Genomic DNA, 15,512 nt, shown 5'->3' with positions numbered 1-15,512 from the left:
GATTCCTGGTTCGGTGTCCTTTTCGCCGTCAATAGAGCTGTTGGCGTCAGGACTTCATTATTGTGGTCTTACCGGTTTGTCCAGTGCAGGCGCAGTCTAGGCCCTGTTTTCGCTGCTGTGCAAGCTGATCTGTAGAGATTTGGCATGACCGGTCTTACCAGTTTGGCCGGAACCCTTGTGCTTGAGCCGTTTGTTGCAGTGAAAAAAATGTGGGTGGCAAGCAGTGCGCCACAGCTCCCTGTGGCGAGGGATCAGCCCACTCGCCACAAAGATATCGACATGTTCTTTAAAGAACACTTAGGATGAATGTTACTTTCGATTTTTCTTCTGTCTCGGCGAGATAAATATAAGGCGAGCCTCGAACTTTCAATCCGCCGATATATTTTTTGTTTTTTGTCATGAACGAGACAGGTAAATGCGGCGTGGAAATATTCTGCCGGGTGATGGCGTTGTTCTGATGATCAACGAGGGTAAAGAACATCGGATCATCCGTGCCGGAGTCCTGTGCGCCGAGAACCTCAAGCCAGCGTTTACCGACAAGTTTGTTTTCATGTTCCCCCGTGTTTTTAATGACCAGGTTGTAGCCGTTCGGGGTGTGTCGCAAATGCAATTTCAATGGGTTGCTGGATTGACCCTGATTTTTGGGGCGCATGCCGAGCAGGCTGGAGTGGTCGTGGGTTTGCGGGCGGCCGGTAAAGAAGCCGCCGCTGAATAAACTCACGGTGGCCATCGCGGGTTTGCCATGAAGTATTTCAAGCAGGTTGACGTGGTTGTCAAACATTCGAAGTGTGGCGTTAAAAGATTGATCACGGTCCATGTGATTCGACTCCTCGTTGGGTTTATGAAGTGTGCAGTTATGGAGCGATATTATTGATTTATTAGCTGTCGGTGGTGGTGTGTGTATTGCAAGACATTAGATAAGCGTGGGGGTTAATTATTTGGGGTAATTGTTTGCGCCCATGAAAAAGGCCCCCATCTTTCAATGGAGGCCTTTCTTACTGAGGTGTAACGGGCTGATTAAGCGCCGTATACCGGCAGCTTTTTGCAGATCGCCTTGACCTTCTCGCGAACGGCGTCGATCACCGCTTCGTTGTTCAGGTCCGCCAGGATGTCGCAGATCCAGCCAGCCAGCTCCTTGCACTCGGCTTCTTTGAAACCACGGGTGGTCACGGCCGGGGTGCCAAAGCGCAGGCCGGAGGTGACGAACGGGGAGCGTGGGTCATTGGGCACCGAGTTCTTGTTCACGGTGATGAACGCCTTGCCCAGCGCTGCGTCGGCGTCTTTGCCGGAGATGTCCTGCTTGATCAGCGACAGCAAGAACAGGTGGTTCTCGGTCCCGCCGGACACTACGTCGAAGCCACGCTCGATGAATACGCCGGCCATGGCCTTGGCGTTTTTCACCACTTGTTGCTGGTAAGCCTTGAACTCAGGCTGCAGCGCTTCCTTGAAGCAGATCGCCTTGGCGGCGATCACGTGTTCCAGCGGGCCACCCTGGGCGCCGGGGAATACGGCGGAGTTGAGCTTTTTCTCGATGTCGGCGTTGGCACGAGCCAGGATCAGGCCACCACGTGGGCCGCGCAGGGTCTTGTGGGTGGTGGTGGTGACGACGTCGGCGAATGGCACGGGGTTGGGGTAGACGCCAGCGGCAACCAGGCCCGCAACGTGCGCCATGTCCACGAACAGGTAGGCACCGACCTTGTCGGCGATTTCGCGGAAACGTGGGAAGTCGAGGATCTGCGAGTAGGCGGAGAAACCGGCCACGATCATTTTCGGCTTGTGCTCGAGTGCCAGGCGCTCGACTTCGTCGTAGTCGATCAGGCCATTGCCGTCGATGCCGTACTGGATGGCGTTGTACAGCTTGCCCGAGGACGAAACGCTGGCGCCGTGGGTCAGGTGACCGCCGTGGGCCAGGCTCATGCCCAGAATGGTGTCACCGGCCGACAGCAGCGCCAGGTAGACGGCGGCGTTGGCCTGGGAACCGGCGTGAGGCTGGACGTTGGCATAGTCGGCACCGAACAGTTCCTTGGCGCGGTCGATGGCCAGTTGCTCGACCACGTCGACGAACTCGCAACCACCGTAGTAGCGCTTGCCTGGATAGCCTTCGGCGTACTTGTTGGTCAGTACCGAGCCTTGAGCTTCCATCACCGCGGGGCTGGTGTAGTTTTCCGAAGCGATCAGCTCAATGTGCTCTTCCTGGCGCTGAGCTTCTTGCTCCATGGCGGCAAAGAGATCGGCGTCGTACTTGGCAATAGTCAAATCACGGCTGAACATGGCGGTCCTCAAGGATCGGGGGCAGAAAAGGGGGGCATTCTAACCCAACCGGTTTTGGAAGGCATATGAAAGGACGTCATGTCGCGGACGAATGGGATTCACGCTGCCTGTACTGGCCTCATCGCGAGCAGGCTCGCTCCCACAGGGGGGCTGTGGTGTATGTCTATTCCAAGGACAGCCAAAAGCAATTGTGGGAGCGAGCCTGCTCGCGATGAGGCCCGCCCGGCCAGCACAAGCTTTCAGTCGAGCATGAACAGCGCATCATTGCTGAACTGCGCCTCAAACCGGTTGGCCGGCATCGGCCGGCCGAACAGGTAGCCCTGGACTTCATCGCAGCCGTGCTCGCGCAGAAAGTCCAGTTGCTCGTGGGTTTCGACCCCTTCGGCAATCACCGCCAGGTTGAGGCTGTGGGCCATGGCGATGATCGCCCGGGCGATCTGGGCGTCCTGTTCGCCGGATGGCAGGCCATCGACAAAGGTGCGGTCGATTTTCAACACGTCGATGGGGAATTGCTTGAGGTAGTTGAGGGACGAATAACCGGTGCCGAAGTCATCCACGGCGATGCTCAGGCCCAGGTTTTTCAGCCCGGCCAGGATCTGCATCGCCTCGCTGACTTCACGCATCAGGATGCTTTCGGTCAGTTCCAGTTCCAGACAGGCCGGCGGCAGGCCGGTGCTACGCAGGATGTTGGCGATGCGCGTGCCGAGCTGGCCATCGGAGAACTGCCGGGCCGAAATGTTGACCGAGACTTTCGGCACCCGGACCTTGGCCTGGTGCCAGGTCTTGAGCTGTCGAGAGGCTTCGCTGATCACCCAGTCACCGACGTCCACCACCAACCCGAGCTCTTCGAGGACCGGGATGAAGTCCCCTGGCGGCACCAGCCCGCGTCGTGGATGGCGCCAGCGCAGCAAGGCCTCGGCGCCGGTCAGGCGTTTGCCGTCGCCGCTGAACTGTGGCTGGTAATACAGCACGAACTCGTTCTGCTCCAGGGCGTGGCGCAGGTCGCTTTCCAGCTCCAGTCGTTCCAAGGCGCTGGCGTTCATGTCGGCCTGGTAGAACTGGAAGTTGTTCTTGCCGCGCTCCTTGGCGTGATACATGGCCGTGTCGGCGTTCTTCATCAGCTGACTCAGCTCGTTGCCGTCCTGAGGGCTCAGGGCGATACCGATGCTGGCGGTGACGAAGAACTCCCGACCTTCCAGTACGAACGGTCGGACCAGGCTGGCGAGGATCTGCTCGGCCACGTTGATCGCCCGGTTGAGCGCCATTTCGCGGCTGGAACGCGGTTGCAGCAGCAGGGTGAATTCGTCGCCGCCCATGCGCGCCACGGTGTCGTCGTCGGCCACGCAGCCGAGCAGCCGCGTGGCCATTTCCTTGAGCATCCGGTCGCCGGCGGCGTGGCCCAGGGAGTCGTTGATCGGCTTGAAGCGGTCCAAGTCGAGGAACATCAGCACGACCCAGTTTTTCTGGCGCTCGGCCGATTGCAGCGCGGTGTGCAGGCGATCCTGAAACAGCGTGCGGTTGGGCAGGTGGGTCAACGCGTCGTAGTAGGCCAGGCGATGGATGCGCTGTTCGCTGGCCTTGCGTTCGCTGATGTCGCTGAAGAAGCACACGTAGCTGGCCAGGTCGCCTTCATCGTCCAGCACCGCCGTAATGCCGACCCAGGCCGGATAGTGCTCGCCATTGCGGCGCTTGAGCCAGACCTCGCCTTCCCAGGTGCTGTGTTGCTGCAACTGCTTGAGTACGTAGCGCAGGTGGGCTTCCTGCTGCTCGTCCACGGTCAGCATGTTGGGCAACTGGTCCAGCACCTGCGACACCGCATACCCGCTGACGCGGCTGAAGGCTTCGTTGGCCTGGACAATGTAACCGGCCGGGTCGGTGATCAGGATCGCCGAGGTCGAATGCTCGAATACCGTGGCGGCCATGCGCAGGTCTTTTTCGGCGCGTCGTTGCTGGCTGATATCGCGGCCCACGCCCAGCACGCCTTCGAACGCGCCGTGCTCATCCCACACCAGCACCAACCGTAGCTCGATGGGGATCTTGCGCCCGTCGGCGCGCAGGCAGTCGAACAGAAACAGCTGGGTCTGCATCTGGTTGCGCAACTCGGCCAGTTGCTCAGGCTTGTCGAGGGCTTTGCTGACCCGATCCATCAAGGTGTAGATGCCGGTCAGTTGTTGCGGGTTGGCGATGGTCGATTGCCAGCCGTTCTGGAATATCCAGTCAGCGCTGTAGCCCAGCACTGCTTGCACCGAGGGGCTGACGTAGTTGAGCGAAAGCTTGCTGTTGGTGGAGAAAATCACGTCGCTGATGCTTTCGGCGAGCATCCGGTAGCGTTGTTCGCTGTCGCGTAGCGATTCGCTGGCTTCGATCTGTTCGGTGATGTCCTTGGCTACGCCGATGATGCGTGTCACCTGATCGTGCCGGTCCCGGGCCAGGGCTTGTTCGCGAATGTCGAAGCGCCGCCACTTGCCATTGCGATGGCGAAAGCGCAGCTGGCATTGCAGCAGTTGCGCATACCCGGCCTGGCGTTGTGCCTGGCGCAAGTTGTGATAGTGGTCGGCGTCTTCGCTGTGCAGCAGGATTTCCCAGAAGTATTCGCCCATCTGGTGCAGTTCGGTGCGGTCGTACCCCAGGGTCTGTCCCAGGTGATGGTTGCTGAAGATCATCCGCTGGCTGATCACGTCTTGCACATAGAGATGGTCCGGTACGGTGCGCACCACGTCGGACCAGAAGCCTTCGCGTTCGAGCAGCGACAGTTCGATCAGCTTGCGGCTGGTAATGTCGCTGATGCTCAGGATGACGGCGTTGTAGTCCTGCTGTTTTTCCGGCAGACGCAGCACCAGCCATAGGTGCTGATCACGGCCATGGGCGTCCTGCAGCTTGATTTCCAGCTCCAACTGCTTGTGCTGGTCGAGCAGCGCTTCGAGCAGCTTCGAACCCACTGGGTTGTTGTCCTGGGCAGCATTGCCGACCAGCAGTTGCCAGGCCCGCTCGCAGGAGTTGACGTTGAGCAGCTTCAACGCCATCTGATTGACCTCGGTGACGTGAACTTCCTGCTGCAGTTGTTCAAGCTGGTGAGGGATGGCCAACCAGGCGCGCAACTGGTCGCCGTTGCGCAGGCCGGTCCTTTCAAAAAATGCCTTGAGGCTCGACAGGTCAAGCACGCAGAGCGCGACGCCGGTGCCTTCGAAAATATCCTGGTAGCGTCGGCGGCCCTCGTGCAACTGACGCTGGCGACGGCGCATGCTCAAGAGCGCGATCACCGGCAGCATTGAAAACGCCAGGCCTAGCAGGCATTTGCCGATGAAGGCCGGCAGCAATTGCTCCAGCACCTGGCGCCGGTCGAACAGTCCACGCAATTGCCAGTCGCTGCTGCTCAGGGGCACGGTCAGCACGGTGTTGCTCAGATCATCCGGGGACAGCCGGGTAGGGCTGGCCGAGGGCAGGCTTTCGTCCCGGCTGATGATTTGCTGGTTGAGGCGGTTTTCCACCAGCCACAGTGGGCGCATGCCTGTATCGGCCTGCTTGGTCAGGGTCGAGAAGAAGGTTGGGGTCAGGCGCAGCGCCCAATAGCTGCGGCTGCTGCCGCTGGCCTGGTGCAACAACAGATGCACCACGGAGCCGTCATCGGCATTGCTGAAATAGTGCGCCTGGGCCCGACTGCGCCGTACCAGCTCTGCCAGGTAATCGGCATCGTGGCTGGCAGGATCACTGTCGCTGAGCACCCGGCCGGAAGGGCTCAGCAACGCCAGGCTGCGTAGCTCGGGCAACGATTGCTGGAGTTTGCGCAGCAGGGCCTGCTGTTCGTCGGCGCTCTGCGGTTGTTCGACGATCGGTAGCAGGTTGAGGGCGATCTGCGCATTCAAGGCCATGTTCAGGCTGACTTGCGCGGCCAGGTCGGCGGTGTAATCGATGGTGTACTGGCGCTGTTGCTGCTGGGTTTCGCGCAATTGATCAAGCAACTGCCAGAAGAGCAATCCAAGCAGCAAGAGCACCAGTGTGGCCAGCGCGCCCTTCAATGTCCCGCGCAGGGGCGAGCCGCTCGCAGCAGTCGGTGCGCGTGGGGACAGGGTCGGCGTGACGTTGGACAAGCTGTAATCCTGCAGTTTGCTGGACTGGCGCGACGTGCACTATAAGCCGGACGCCCAAAGGGCGGCTAGCATGCCTTGACTTGTGGCAAAGTGCCAGCCCCTGGTGGCTGGACCTTGACCGATGGTTGAGGTAGCTTTGCCGGTCAAACAAGAGCGCGCAAGCTCCGATCCCCAGGCTTTATCTGCCCGCCGGCATTGATAACCGTCAAGCGCCGGCGCCGCGCATGGCCTGGCCCGTTCTTTTCACCTGTCACTGACGCTAGGTTCACCATGGCTCAATACGTCTTCACCATGCATCGGCTGAGCAAAGTTGTTCCGCCGAAGCGGGAAATCCTGAAAAACATTTCACTGTCGTTCTTCCCCGGGGCCAAGATCGGCGTACTGGGCCTCAACGGTTCGGGTAAGTCCACGCTGCTGAAAATCATGGCCGGTGTCGACAACGAGTTCGACGGTGAAGCCCGTCCGATGCCCGACTTGAACATCGGTTACCTGCCTCAAGAGCCTCAGCTGGATCCGACCAAGACCGTACGGGAAGTGGTCGAGGAGGCGGTCAGCGTGATCAAGGATGCCCAGGCGCGCCTGGACGAGGTCTACGCGGCCTACGCCGAACCGGATGCCGACTTCGACAAGCTGGCCGCCGAACAGGCCAAGCTCGAAGCGATCCTGCAGGCCAGCGATGGCCATAACCTGGATCGCCAGCTGGAAGTCGCCGCCGATGCGCTGCGCCTGCCGGCCTGGGATGCCAAGGTTGAACACCTCTCTGGTGGTGAAAAGCGTCGTGTGGCTCTGTGCCGCCTGCTGCTGTCGGCGCCGGACATGCTGTTGCTCGACGAGCCAACCAACCACCTGGACGCCGATTCTGTCGCCTGGCTCGAACACTTCCTGCACGATTTCCCGGGCACTGTGGTCGCGATCACGCACGACCGTTACTTCCTGGACAACGTCGCCGGCTGGATCCTGGAACTGGACCGCGGCGCGGGTATTCCTTACGAAGGCAACTACTCGGGCTGGCTTGAAGCCAAGTCCGATCGTCTGGCCCAGGAATCCAAGCAGCAGTCGGCCCATGAAAAAGCCATGAAGGAAGAACTGGAGTGGGTGCGCAAAGGCGCCAAGGCCCGCCAGTCCAAATCCAAGGCACGTCTGCAACGCTTCGAGGAAATGCAGTCCCAGGAATTCCAGAAGCGCAGTGAAACCAACGAGATCTACATCCCGGCCGGTCCGCGCCTGGGCGACAAGGTCATCGAATTCAAGAACGTCACCAAGGGCTATGGCGACCGCGTGCTGATCGACAACCTGTCGTTCGCCATGCCCAAAGGCGCCATTGTCGGTGTGATCGGTGGTAACGGTGCGGGTAAATCCACGCTGTTCCGCATGCTGATGGGCAAGGAAACACCGGATTCGGGCACCATCGAAATCGGCGAAACCGTGCAGCTGGCCTGTGTCGACCAGAGCCGCGAAGACCTGGACGGCAGCAAGACCGTGTTCCAGCAGATCTCCGACGGTTCCGACCAGATCCGCATCGGCAACTATGAGATTCCGTCGCGCACCTACGTGGGGCGCTTCAACTTCAAGGGCGGCGACCAGCAGAAGTTCGTCAAGGACCTGTCCGGTGGTGAACGCGGTCGCTTGCACCTGGCGTTGACCTTGAAGGAGGGCGGCAACGTCCTGCTGCTCGACGAACCGTCCAACGACCTCGACGTCGAAACCCTGCGTTCCCTGGAAGAAGCCCTGCTGGACTTCCCGGGCGCAGCGATTGTGATCTCCCACGACCGGTGGTTCCTCGACCGTGTGGCGACCCACATCCTGGCGTACGAAGACGACTCGCAAGCGGTGTTCTTCGAAGGCAACTACACCGAGTATGAGGCCGATCGCAAGAAACGCCTGGGCGAAGCCGCTGCCCAGCCACACCGCGTAAGGCACAAGAAGCTGGCCTGATTCGGCCGGCGACCGAGCGACAAACCCTGTGGGAGCGAGCCTGCTCGCGATAGTGGTGGATCAGCCAGCGTAAGTTGCCTGACCCGCCGCCATCGCGAGCAGGCTCGCTCCCACAGTGGTTTTGGGTCAGTCACAAGCTGCACGGTGGGGCTCGCTCCCACACTGGTTTGGGTCAGTCACAAGCTGCACGGTGGGGCGCGATTCCTGTGGGAGCGAGCCTGCTCGCGATGAGGCCGGCAAGATCACCCCGGTTCTATCGCCACCACTTCAATGGTCAAATCCCCCACCGGCCGTTTCCAGATCACTTCATCGCCAACTTTCGTCCCCAGCAACGCCCGCCCCAGCGGCGAGCCCCAATTGACCAGTCCGCTGGCCGCATCGGCCTGATCTTCACCCACCAACTGCACTCGCTGCTCGTGGTCATGCTCATCGACAAAGGTCACCCAATGCCCGATCCGCACCTGATCCAATGAGGTTGGCGTAACGACCTGCGCGCTTTGCAAACGCTGATTGAAATACCGCAGATCCCGTTCGATATCCGCGATTCGCTGCTTGTCCGCCAGTTCTCCCCTGGCCACCTGCTGGCTGTGCAGCGCCTGCAGCTCAGCGACCCGGGCCTGTAATTGGGCGAGTCCGGCGGGCGTGACGTAATTGGGTTGCGCGCTGACCTGGCGTTCGACCGGCTGATCGGCCTGGGCAGCGGCGTTGTCCTCATTGACGAAGGCGCGACTCATGATGTTCTCCTCTATTGGAGTTTGGGCCATGGTCGCAGGCTTTTGGTTTCAGCGGATGTCTGTACGCGACTCACTGTGAGCGATAAGCCCGGGCGGCGTCCTGGTCCTTCTGCTGCTGCCAGGCCCGTTCTCGCTCGTCCCAATGGCGTTCGCGGTAAGCGTTACGCTCCTCACTTTCGCGCATGGCCTGGCATTGACGGAAACCGTCGCTCCAGCCTTCGGCATAGGGAGCGTCCTTGAGATACCGTGGCACGTCCTTCCTGAACTGGCCGGTGATCACGCCGGCTGCCTGCCGGCCGCTGCTGCAACCGTCATCAAAGCCGTCGGCGAATGCCGGAGGGTAACCCCGGGCGATCAGGTTTTCGTGGGTGGTTTCGCAGCCACCGAGCAACATCACCACACTCAGCACCACCGCGCGCCTCATTTTTTTTGCATTCCTGCCTGATCCACTCATAAGAGAAGTTTAGAAGTGGATTCGTCAGGCCGATGTGAAAGCGCTGTGATGAATCTGTTCGCTTAGGTGAGTGCGGGGTATGCCCCAGTCAATAGTGATACCACTTCACCTCCAGCATCACTTCGTTCTCCGGTGACGCCAGATGGCTGAACTCGCGCTGGGCACTCAGGCGCAGACCGAGGTTGCGTGACAGTTCCCACTGCTGGTTCAGGCTCACGCTACGGCGCACTTCGCCGTTGATGAAATAGTCGCCTTTGGCCTCCAGGCTCAAGTTGCCCAGCGGGTTTTTCCACAGCACGCCAGTGTTGAAGCCTGCGGCCGGAGCGATGAACTGGGCGAAGTCGTTGTTGTGTTCGACCCGCACCGTGCCCAAGGCGAACCCCAGCATGTCGTCACCCAGTGCCCAGGTGCCGCCGGCTCCGCCATTGACGTGGCTGACCAGGGTTTCGTCGTCGTGCTTGCCCGGCACCCGCTCCAGGCCGCCGGTGACTTGCCAGGACAGCGGTTGCAGCAGTTCGTTGCGCGGAGTCAGGGAGCGAATGGTTGCAAGGTCCAGCTGTTGCACCTGCCAGTCATTGCCTTCGTACTGGCGCAGCTTCAGTTGCAGGATCTCGATCTGTGCGCCCAACGGGAAACTCTCGGCGTTGTCGTTGAGGTCGTGATAGGCCATGCGCAGGCCATATTCGCCGAACGCCCGGTCGCCACGAGTGCCGAGGCCAGCCTGCCAGGTGCGCGACTCGTGGCCATCCTCGGGCAGGCCCGGTTGCGGGATGTCGAGTTCCGGCGCGGGGTTCTGGTTGATCGCCCGCAACAGTTCGAAACTGCGCTGGGCGCGCTGTGGGTTGCGTTCCTGGCCGTTGGCGCGGTAGCGCTCCAGGCGATAGGCGGCGTCGATGATCAGCGCCTGGCGAGCGCGAGGCAATGCCTTGAATGCTGAAGTCTGCAGTTGTTTTTGGTCGGCGCTGACTTTCAGCACCCACTGCTGCTCGTCGTCGGTGAGTGGTTCGGCGCGGCTGAGCAGTTCCCGCTCACGGGAGGGCCGGTATTCGATGCTTTCCACCAGCCCGGCTTCTTTCACCGCCTTCACGGTGTCGGTGGGAATCGCCGTCAACGGGAACTGTTCGGTCAGCCGCAGGCTGGGACGGGCCACTTGCAGCAGTTCGAGCAGGCGATAGGAGCAGTTTTCGTCGAAGAAAAAATAGTCGAACTCAATCTGCTTGAGTTCCCACACATGCTCGACCATGCGCTCGGTTTCCACCTGGCTCAGATTGAGGCGGTATTCCCACAGGTCGCGGTTTTCCAGGCTGCGGTACTCGGAGAGCTTTTCCTGATAGGGCACCAGGGCGAACAGGCCCGGGTAACCGCCCATCAGGCCTTTCCAGGCATACAGAATGCTGTTGTCCGAGCCTTCGATGTAGGCGCCGAAGTTGATCGCATAGCTGAGCAGCGCGGTCTTGTCGCTTTGCACATCGGCCTGGTCGATGCGCAGCAGGGTGTGGCCAAACATCGAAGAAGGGCTGTTCAGGTAGGCGGCCGGAAAAATCATCACCGCGCTGTGGGGCGCGACGTCCTTGAACCATTGGGTGAATTCGCTGCAGTCAACCGTCGGCAGATCCGTCAGGTTGAGCTGCGCCTTCAGCCAGCGTGTTCGCGCCGGGTACACACATTGGGCGTGTTGCTGACCAGCACTGGCCGGGCCGTACAGCGCTTGCACCGTGGCGGCCAGTTCGTGGTCGGGATGTTCGTTGCCGTCGGGAGCGAGGAAAAATCTTTTGTCGCTGATATAGCTGCGCCAGCCACCGAGCTTGGCGGTTTCGTAGTGGCCCAGGGAAATCCAGAAACGGTCGTTGGCCAGTTGCTGCAAGCGTTGAGGGTCGACATGAGGTGCGGCGGACAACGGGGCGCACACACAGAGCGCCAGCCAGGCAAGGCGTTTGAGCATAGTTGGCTACTTGGACAATCGAAAAATAAAGACCGGAAGGGGCCCCAAAAAGAAAACCCGCTCCCCGAGAGGAGCGAGTGGTGTCGAGCTTAAGCTGGAGTGGCGTACTTGGCCAGGCGTGGGTCGCTTTTCAGCACGGCCAGGGTGTTGGTATGCACGTCTTCTGCGGTCACATCAGCCTTGCTGAAGATCTGCTGGAAGTGCTCGTGAGTGACAGCGGAGAAATGCGCACGGTCTTCCGGTGCCACGCCCAGTACTACGGCGTAGGTGGTGAGCGCTTCGCCTTGGCCCTTGGCCATGTCTTCGGACAGCTCGTTCATCATGCCATTCATGGCCAGCCAGGACTTGCCACCGTAGGTCAGTGCCGCGTTGGTCGAGCAACCGTTGGTGCCGGATGTCATGCCGAAGGTGGCGTTGCCCGAGGTGCCGTTGGTGGTGGATGCCAGGAAGTGAGCCGGGGTGCCACGCTGACCTTCGAACAGCATGTTGCCCCAGCCGCAATCCGGACCGCCTGGCGCCTGAGCCATGGCGTTGAGGGATACAGCGGTGAAGAGAGTACCGAGAAGAATCCGTTTCATAGCTATGTTCTCTTTTATGTGCATACCAATGGACAGGGTCTGACCCTACAGGCCAGTGGGCCGGTTATTGTTCCAGCCGCGCAATTTGGAGTTTAGGCACGATCCTGGGGTTCCGTGACATTTTGCAAAAAGTAACAGCAGTGTCATGAATTACGGGCTCGGGCTCAGGGGATGCCCCTGGACTATGCTTTGGCCTGAGGCGCTTCTTGCCAGTCAGGTGCAGGCAGCGCCAGAATGCCGCTATCTGCCCCGCCTGATGTAAGGAAGCCCGATGCCTGATCCTGTTGCTGCCAGCTTGCGTCTAGCGCCCGAAGCGCTGACCCGCCCGTTTTCCGCTGAACAGTTCAGCTTCTCTACCACCAATGATCTGGAACCCTTCCGCGGTGTGCTTGGCCAGGAGCGTGCGGTCGAAGCATTGCAGTTCGGCGTGGCCATGCCGCGCCCCGGTTACAACGTATTTGTCATGGGAGAGCCCGGCACTGGCCGGTTTTCGTTCGTAAAGCGTTATCTCAAGGCCGAAGGCAAGCGTATGCAGACCCCGGCGGACTGGGTCTACGTCAATAATTTTGATGAGCCCCGCGAACCCCGCGCCCTGGAGCTGCCATCGGGTACGGCGGGGGCTTTCATCGCCGACATCAACGGCCTGATCGACAACCTGCTGGCGACTTTCCCGGCAGTGTTCGAGCACCCGTCCTACCAACAGAAAAAAAGCGCCATCGACCGTGCTTTCAACCAGCGCTACGACCGTGCCCTGGATGTCATCGAGCGCCTGGCGCTGGAGAAGGATGTCGCCCTGTACCGCGACAGCAGTAACATCGCCTTCACGCCGATGAGCGAGGGCAAGGCCCTGGACGAAGCGGAATTCGCCCAGTTGCCGGAGTCCGAGCGCGAGCGTTTTCATGACGACATCTCGGGCCTGGAAGAACGCCTGAACGAAGAGCTCGCCAGCCTGCCGCAGTGGAAGCGTGAGTCCAGCAACCAGTTGCGTCAACTTAACGAAGAAACCATCACCCTGGCCCTGCAACCGTTGCTGGCGCCGCTGTCGGAAAAGTACGCAGAGAACGCCGCGGTCTGCGGTTACTTGCAAGCCATGCAGGTCTACTTGCTCAAAACGGTGGTCGAGCAGTTGGTGGATGACAGCAAGACCGACGCCATTGCCCGCAAGCTCCTGGAGGAGCAATACGCCCCGAGCCTGATGGTAGGGCACCCAACCAGCGGTGGCGCGCCGGTGGTGTTTGAACCGCACCCGACCTACGACAACCTGTTTGGGCGCATTGAGTACAGCACTGACCAGGGCGCGCTCTACACCACCTATCGACAACTGCGCCCGGGGGCGTTGCACCGGGCCAACGGTGGTTTCCTGATCCTTGAAGCAGAAAAAATGCTTGGCGAGCCGTTCGTGTGGGATGCACTAAAACGTGCCCTGCAATCGCGCAAACTGAAAATGGAGTCGCCACTGGGCGAGCTGGGGCGTCTGGCCACGGTCACCCTGACCCCGCAGCACATTCCACTGCAAGTCAAAGTGGTGATCATCGGCGCCCGCCAGCTCTACTACGCCTTGCAGGACCTGGATTCGGACTTCCAGGAAATGTTTCGCGTGCTGGTGGATTTCGACGAAGACATTCCGATGGGGGATGAAAGCCTGGAGCAGTTCGCCCAGTTGCTCAAGACCCGTACTTCGGAGGAGGGCATGGCCCCGTTGACCGCCGATGCGGTGGCGCGCCTGGCCACCTACAGTGCGCGCCTGGCCGAACATCAGGGGCGTTTGTCGGCGCGGATTGGCGATCTGTTCCAGCTGGTCAGCGAGGCGGATTTCATTCGTCAGTTGGCCGGTGACGAGATGACTGATGCCGGTCACATCGAACGCGCCCTCAAGGCCAAGGCCACCCGCACCGGGCGCGTCTCGGCGCGGATCCTCGACGACATGCTGGCGGGAATCATCCTGATCGACACCGACGGCGCGGCCGTAGGCAAGTGCAACGGCTTGACGGTGCTGGAGGTGGGGGATTCGGCGTTCGGCGTGCCGGCGCGGATTTCCGCCACGGTCTACCCCGGCGGCAGCGGCATCGTCGACATCGAGCGAGAGGTCAACCTCGGCCAGCCGATCCACTCCAAGGGCGTGATGATCCTCACCGGTTACCTGGGCAGCCGGTACGCTCAGGAGTTTCCTCTGGCGATCTCGGCCAGCATCGCCCTGGAGCAATCCTACGGCTACGTGGACGGCGACAGCGCGTCCTTGGGTGAGGCGTGCACGCTGATTTCTGCCTTGTCGAAGACGCCGCTCAAGCAGTGTTTCGCTATCACCGGCTCGATCAACCAGTTCGGTGAAGTGCAGGCGGTGGGCGGGGTCAACGAGAAGATCGAAGGCTTCTTCCGCCTCTGCGAAGCCCGTGGGCTGACCGGCGAGCAGGGGGCGATCATCCCCCAGGCCAACGTCGCCACCCTGATGCTCGACGAGAAGGTGCTCGCCGCCGTGCGCGCCGGGCAGTTCCACGTTTATGCGGTGCGCCAGGCCGACGAAGCCCTGAGCCTGCTGGTGGGTGAGCCGGCCGGCGAGCCGGATGAAAACGGTGAGTTCCCCGAAGGGAGCGTCAATGCCCGGGTGGTGGAACGGCTGCGGGTGATCGCGGAGATGATCAGCGAAGACGACATCAAGGAAGCGGAAAAGGAACTGGCGCAACAGGCGCTGGCGGAGGCCAAGCCGGCTTGATGCGTTCCAGGTCGGAGTAAGTCAATGTGGGAGCGAGCTTTGTGGGAGCAAAGCTTGCTCGCGATAGCGGTTTTACAGCCAACAGAGGTGTTGTCTGTGACGACGTCATCGCGAGCGAGCTTTGCTCCCACAGGCTCGCTCCCACAATTGTTTGTGGTGATGGCTAAAAAGTGCCACCACTTTGGCGTCAATATTCACACTATGACCATTCGGCGCATTCTGGTCTCGGCGGGACTTGCGGCCGGAACTTTTCTTCTATCCTCAGTTCAAGGATAACGAGAGCCATCATCGGATCGAAACAGCCTTGTCCTGAGGCTGAATACCGGATCTATCGAGGGGCGCCGCCATGTCGCGCAACCTTTGCCTCACTCGTCAATGCCTGGGCCTTGTGACCCGTATCGAATGCGCCATCCGTCCGCTGGCGGGAGATACCGGTATGTGGACCTTACTCTTCGCCGCCGGAATGGCTGGCGAACAACCTTCGGCCATCAAGGCCCAAGGCCCTTTTCCCGGCCCGAATGCCGCTGAGTCCATTCTCGACACCATTGTGCAAAGCCTGACAACGCATGGTTATGAGCTGGCCGACGACCCGCAGATCTGGTGCCTGCACATGCAGGCCCAATTGCGGGAAATCAATGGAGGCCGTTGTCGCAGCGTTGACGGCTTCGAGTTTCGCCCGTTGCATTGAAAGCCGTCATCGTGCGGGCGCTGGCAGTACGGTTTAGCTCCAAGGGCTGAAGTCGCGGATGGGCCTGGCGTTTATGACCCAGGTCGTGACTGATATACTCGCCGCGATTTTT

11 protein-coding genes are annotated in these 15,512 nt (G+C 60.5%); 4 read left to right on the top strand and 7 right to left on the bottom strand.

Annotated features, from left to right (window positions below; genetic code table 11):
- Positions 1–144: 144 nt before the first annotated feature.
- Positions 145–306, top strand: coding sequence for a hypothetical protein (locus BW979_RS27540; RefSeq protein ID WP_156893538.1), 162 nt, complete (start codon positions 145–147; stop codon positions 304–306).
- Here BW979_RS27540 and BW979_RS26715 read toward each other — a convergent pair.
- From BW979_RS26715 to BW979_RS26705, 3 genes are all read right to left on the bottom strand, one after another.
- Positions 287–817, bottom strand: a complete 531-nt coding sequence (locus tag BW979_RS26715; RefSeq protein ID WP_076386400.1) for a hypothetical protein — start codon at positions 815–817, stop codon at positions 287–289. The genes BW979_RS27540 and BW979_RS26715 overlap by 20 nt on opposite strands.
- Before the next feature lie 200 nt (positions 818–1,017).
- A complete protein-coding gene (glyA, locus tag BW979_RS26710; RefSeq protein WP_047230150.1) occupies positions 1,018–2,271 on the bottom strand; it encodes a serine hydroxymethyltransferase in 1,254 nt (417 codons plus the stop codon).
- Positions 2,272–2,510: 239 nt separating this feature from the next.
- Positions 2,511–6,359, bottom strand: coding sequence for a bifunctional diguanylate cyclase/phosphodiesterase (locus tag BW979_RS26705; RefSeq protein ID WP_047230151.1), 3,849 nt, complete (start codon positions 6,357–6,359; stop codon positions 2,511–2,513).
- 270 nt (positions 6,360–6,629) lie between these two features.
- Between BW979_RS26705 and ettA the strand changes: the two genes are divergently transcribed.
- Entirely contained in the window at positions 6,630–8,294 is a 1,665-nt protein-coding gene (gene ettA, locus BW979_RS26700) for an energy-dependent translational throttle protein EttA (protein WP_047230152.1), read from the top strand.
- A gap of 242 nt (positions 8,295–8,536) precedes the next feature.
- Here ettA and BW979_RS26695 read toward each other — a convergent pair whose 3' ends face one another.
- The 4 genes from BW979_RS26695 to BW979_RS26680 all read right to left on the bottom strand — a co-directional run bounded on the left by BW979_RS26695 (position 8,537) and on the right by BW979_RS26680 (position 12,002).
- The gene (locus BW979_RS26695) at positions 8,537–9,028 is read right to left on the bottom strand and encodes a GreA/GreB family elongation factor (RefSeq protein WP_047230153.1); all 492 of its coding nucleotides are present in this window, start codon (positions 9,026–9,028) and stop codon (positions 8,537–8,539) included.
- Between the two features lie 70 nt (positions 9,029–9,098).
- Positions 9,099–9,452 carry a hypothetical protein gene (locus BW979_RS26690; protein ID WP_047230154.1) on the bottom strand — a complete coding sequence of 118 codons (354 nt, stop codon included), beginning with the start codon at positions 9,450–9,452 and terminating at the stop codon, positions 9,099–9,101.
- A 118-nt stretch (positions 9,453–9,570) separates the two neighbouring features.
- Positions 9,571–11,424, bottom strand: a complete 1,854-nt coding sequence (locus BW979_RS26685; RefSeq protein ID WP_076386398.1) for an Lnb N-terminal periplasmic domain-containing protein — start codon at positions 11,422–11,424, stop codon at positions 9,571–9,573.
- An 89-nt stretch (positions 11,425–11,513) separates the two neighbouring features.
- Positions 11,514–12,002, bottom strand: coding sequence for a DUF3015 domain-containing protein (locus BW979_RS26680; protein ID WP_047230156.1), 489 nt, complete (start codon positions 12,000–12,002; stop codon positions 11,514–11,516).
- Positions 12,003–12,273: 271 nt separating this feature from the next.
- Between BW979_RS26680 and BW979_RS26675 the strand changes: the two genes are divergently transcribed.
- Together BW979_RS26675 and BW979_RS26670 are read left to right on the top strand one after the other, a co-directional pair.
- Complete coding sequence (locus tag BW979_RS26675; protein ID WP_047230157.1) at positions 12,274–14,712, top strand: Lon protease family protein; 2,439 nt, start codon at positions 12,274–12,276, stop codon at positions 14,710–14,712.
- 346 nt (positions 14,713–15,058) lie between these two features.
- Complete coding sequence (locus BW979_RS26670; protein WP_047230158.1) at positions 15,059–15,400, top strand: PA4575 family protein; 342 nt, start codon at positions 15,059–15,061, stop codon at positions 15,398–15,400.
- The last annotated feature ends 112 nt before the right edge of the window (positions 15,401–15,512 follow it).

Origin of the sequence: Pseudomonas sp. A214, from assembly GCF_900156295.1 — a bacterium.
Classification (GTDB): Bacteria; Pseudomonadota; Gammaproteobacteria; order Pseudomonadales; family Pseudomonadaceae; genus Aquipseudomonas; species Aquipseudomonas rhizophila.
This window is presented reverse-complemented; position numbering and strand designations above follow the sequence as displayed.

Excerpts from the sequence above, each read along its gene's own strand:
- BW979_RS27540 (WP_156893538.1), top strand. The coding sequence starts at position 145 with ATGACCGGTCTTACCAGTTTGGCCGGAACCCTTGTGCTTGAGCCGTTT.
- BW979_RS26715 (WP_076386400.1), bottom strand. The coding sequence starts at position 817 with ATGGACCGTGATCAATCTTTTAACGCCACACTTCGAATGTTTGACAAC.
- glyA (WP_047230150.1), bottom strand. The coding sequence starts at position 2,271 with ATGTTCAGCCGTGATTTGACTATTGCCAAGTACGACGCCGATCTCTTT.
- ettA (WP_047230152.1), top strand. The coding sequence starts at position 6,630 with ATGGCTCAATACGTCTTCACCATGCATCGGCTGAGCAAAGTTGTTCCG.
- BW979_RS26695 (WP_047230153.1), bottom strand. The coding sequence starts at position 9,028 with ATGAGTCGCGCCTTCGTCAATGAGGACAACGCCGCTGCCCAGGCCGAT.
- BW979_RS26690 (WP_047230154.1), bottom strand. The coding sequence starts at position 9,452 with ATGAGGCGCGCGGTGGTGCTGAGTGTGGTGATGTTGCTCGGTGGCTGC.
- BW979_RS26685 (WP_076386398.1), bottom strand. The coding sequence starts at position 11,424 with ATGCTCAAACGCCTTGCCTGGCTGGCGCTCTGTGTGTGCGCCCCGTTG.
- BW979_RS26680 (WP_047230156.1), bottom strand. The coding sequence starts at position 12,002 with ATGAAACGGATTCTTCTCGGTACTCTCTTCACCGCTGTATCCCTCAAC.
- BW979_RS26675 (WP_047230157.1), top strand. The coding sequence starts at position 12,274 with ATGCCTGATCCTGTTGCTGCCAGCTTGCGTCTAGCGCCCGAAGCGCTG.
- BW979_RS26670 (WP_047230158.1), top strand. The coding sequence starts at position 15,059 with ATGTCGCGCAACCTTTGCCTCACTCGTCAATGCCTGGGCCTTGTGACC.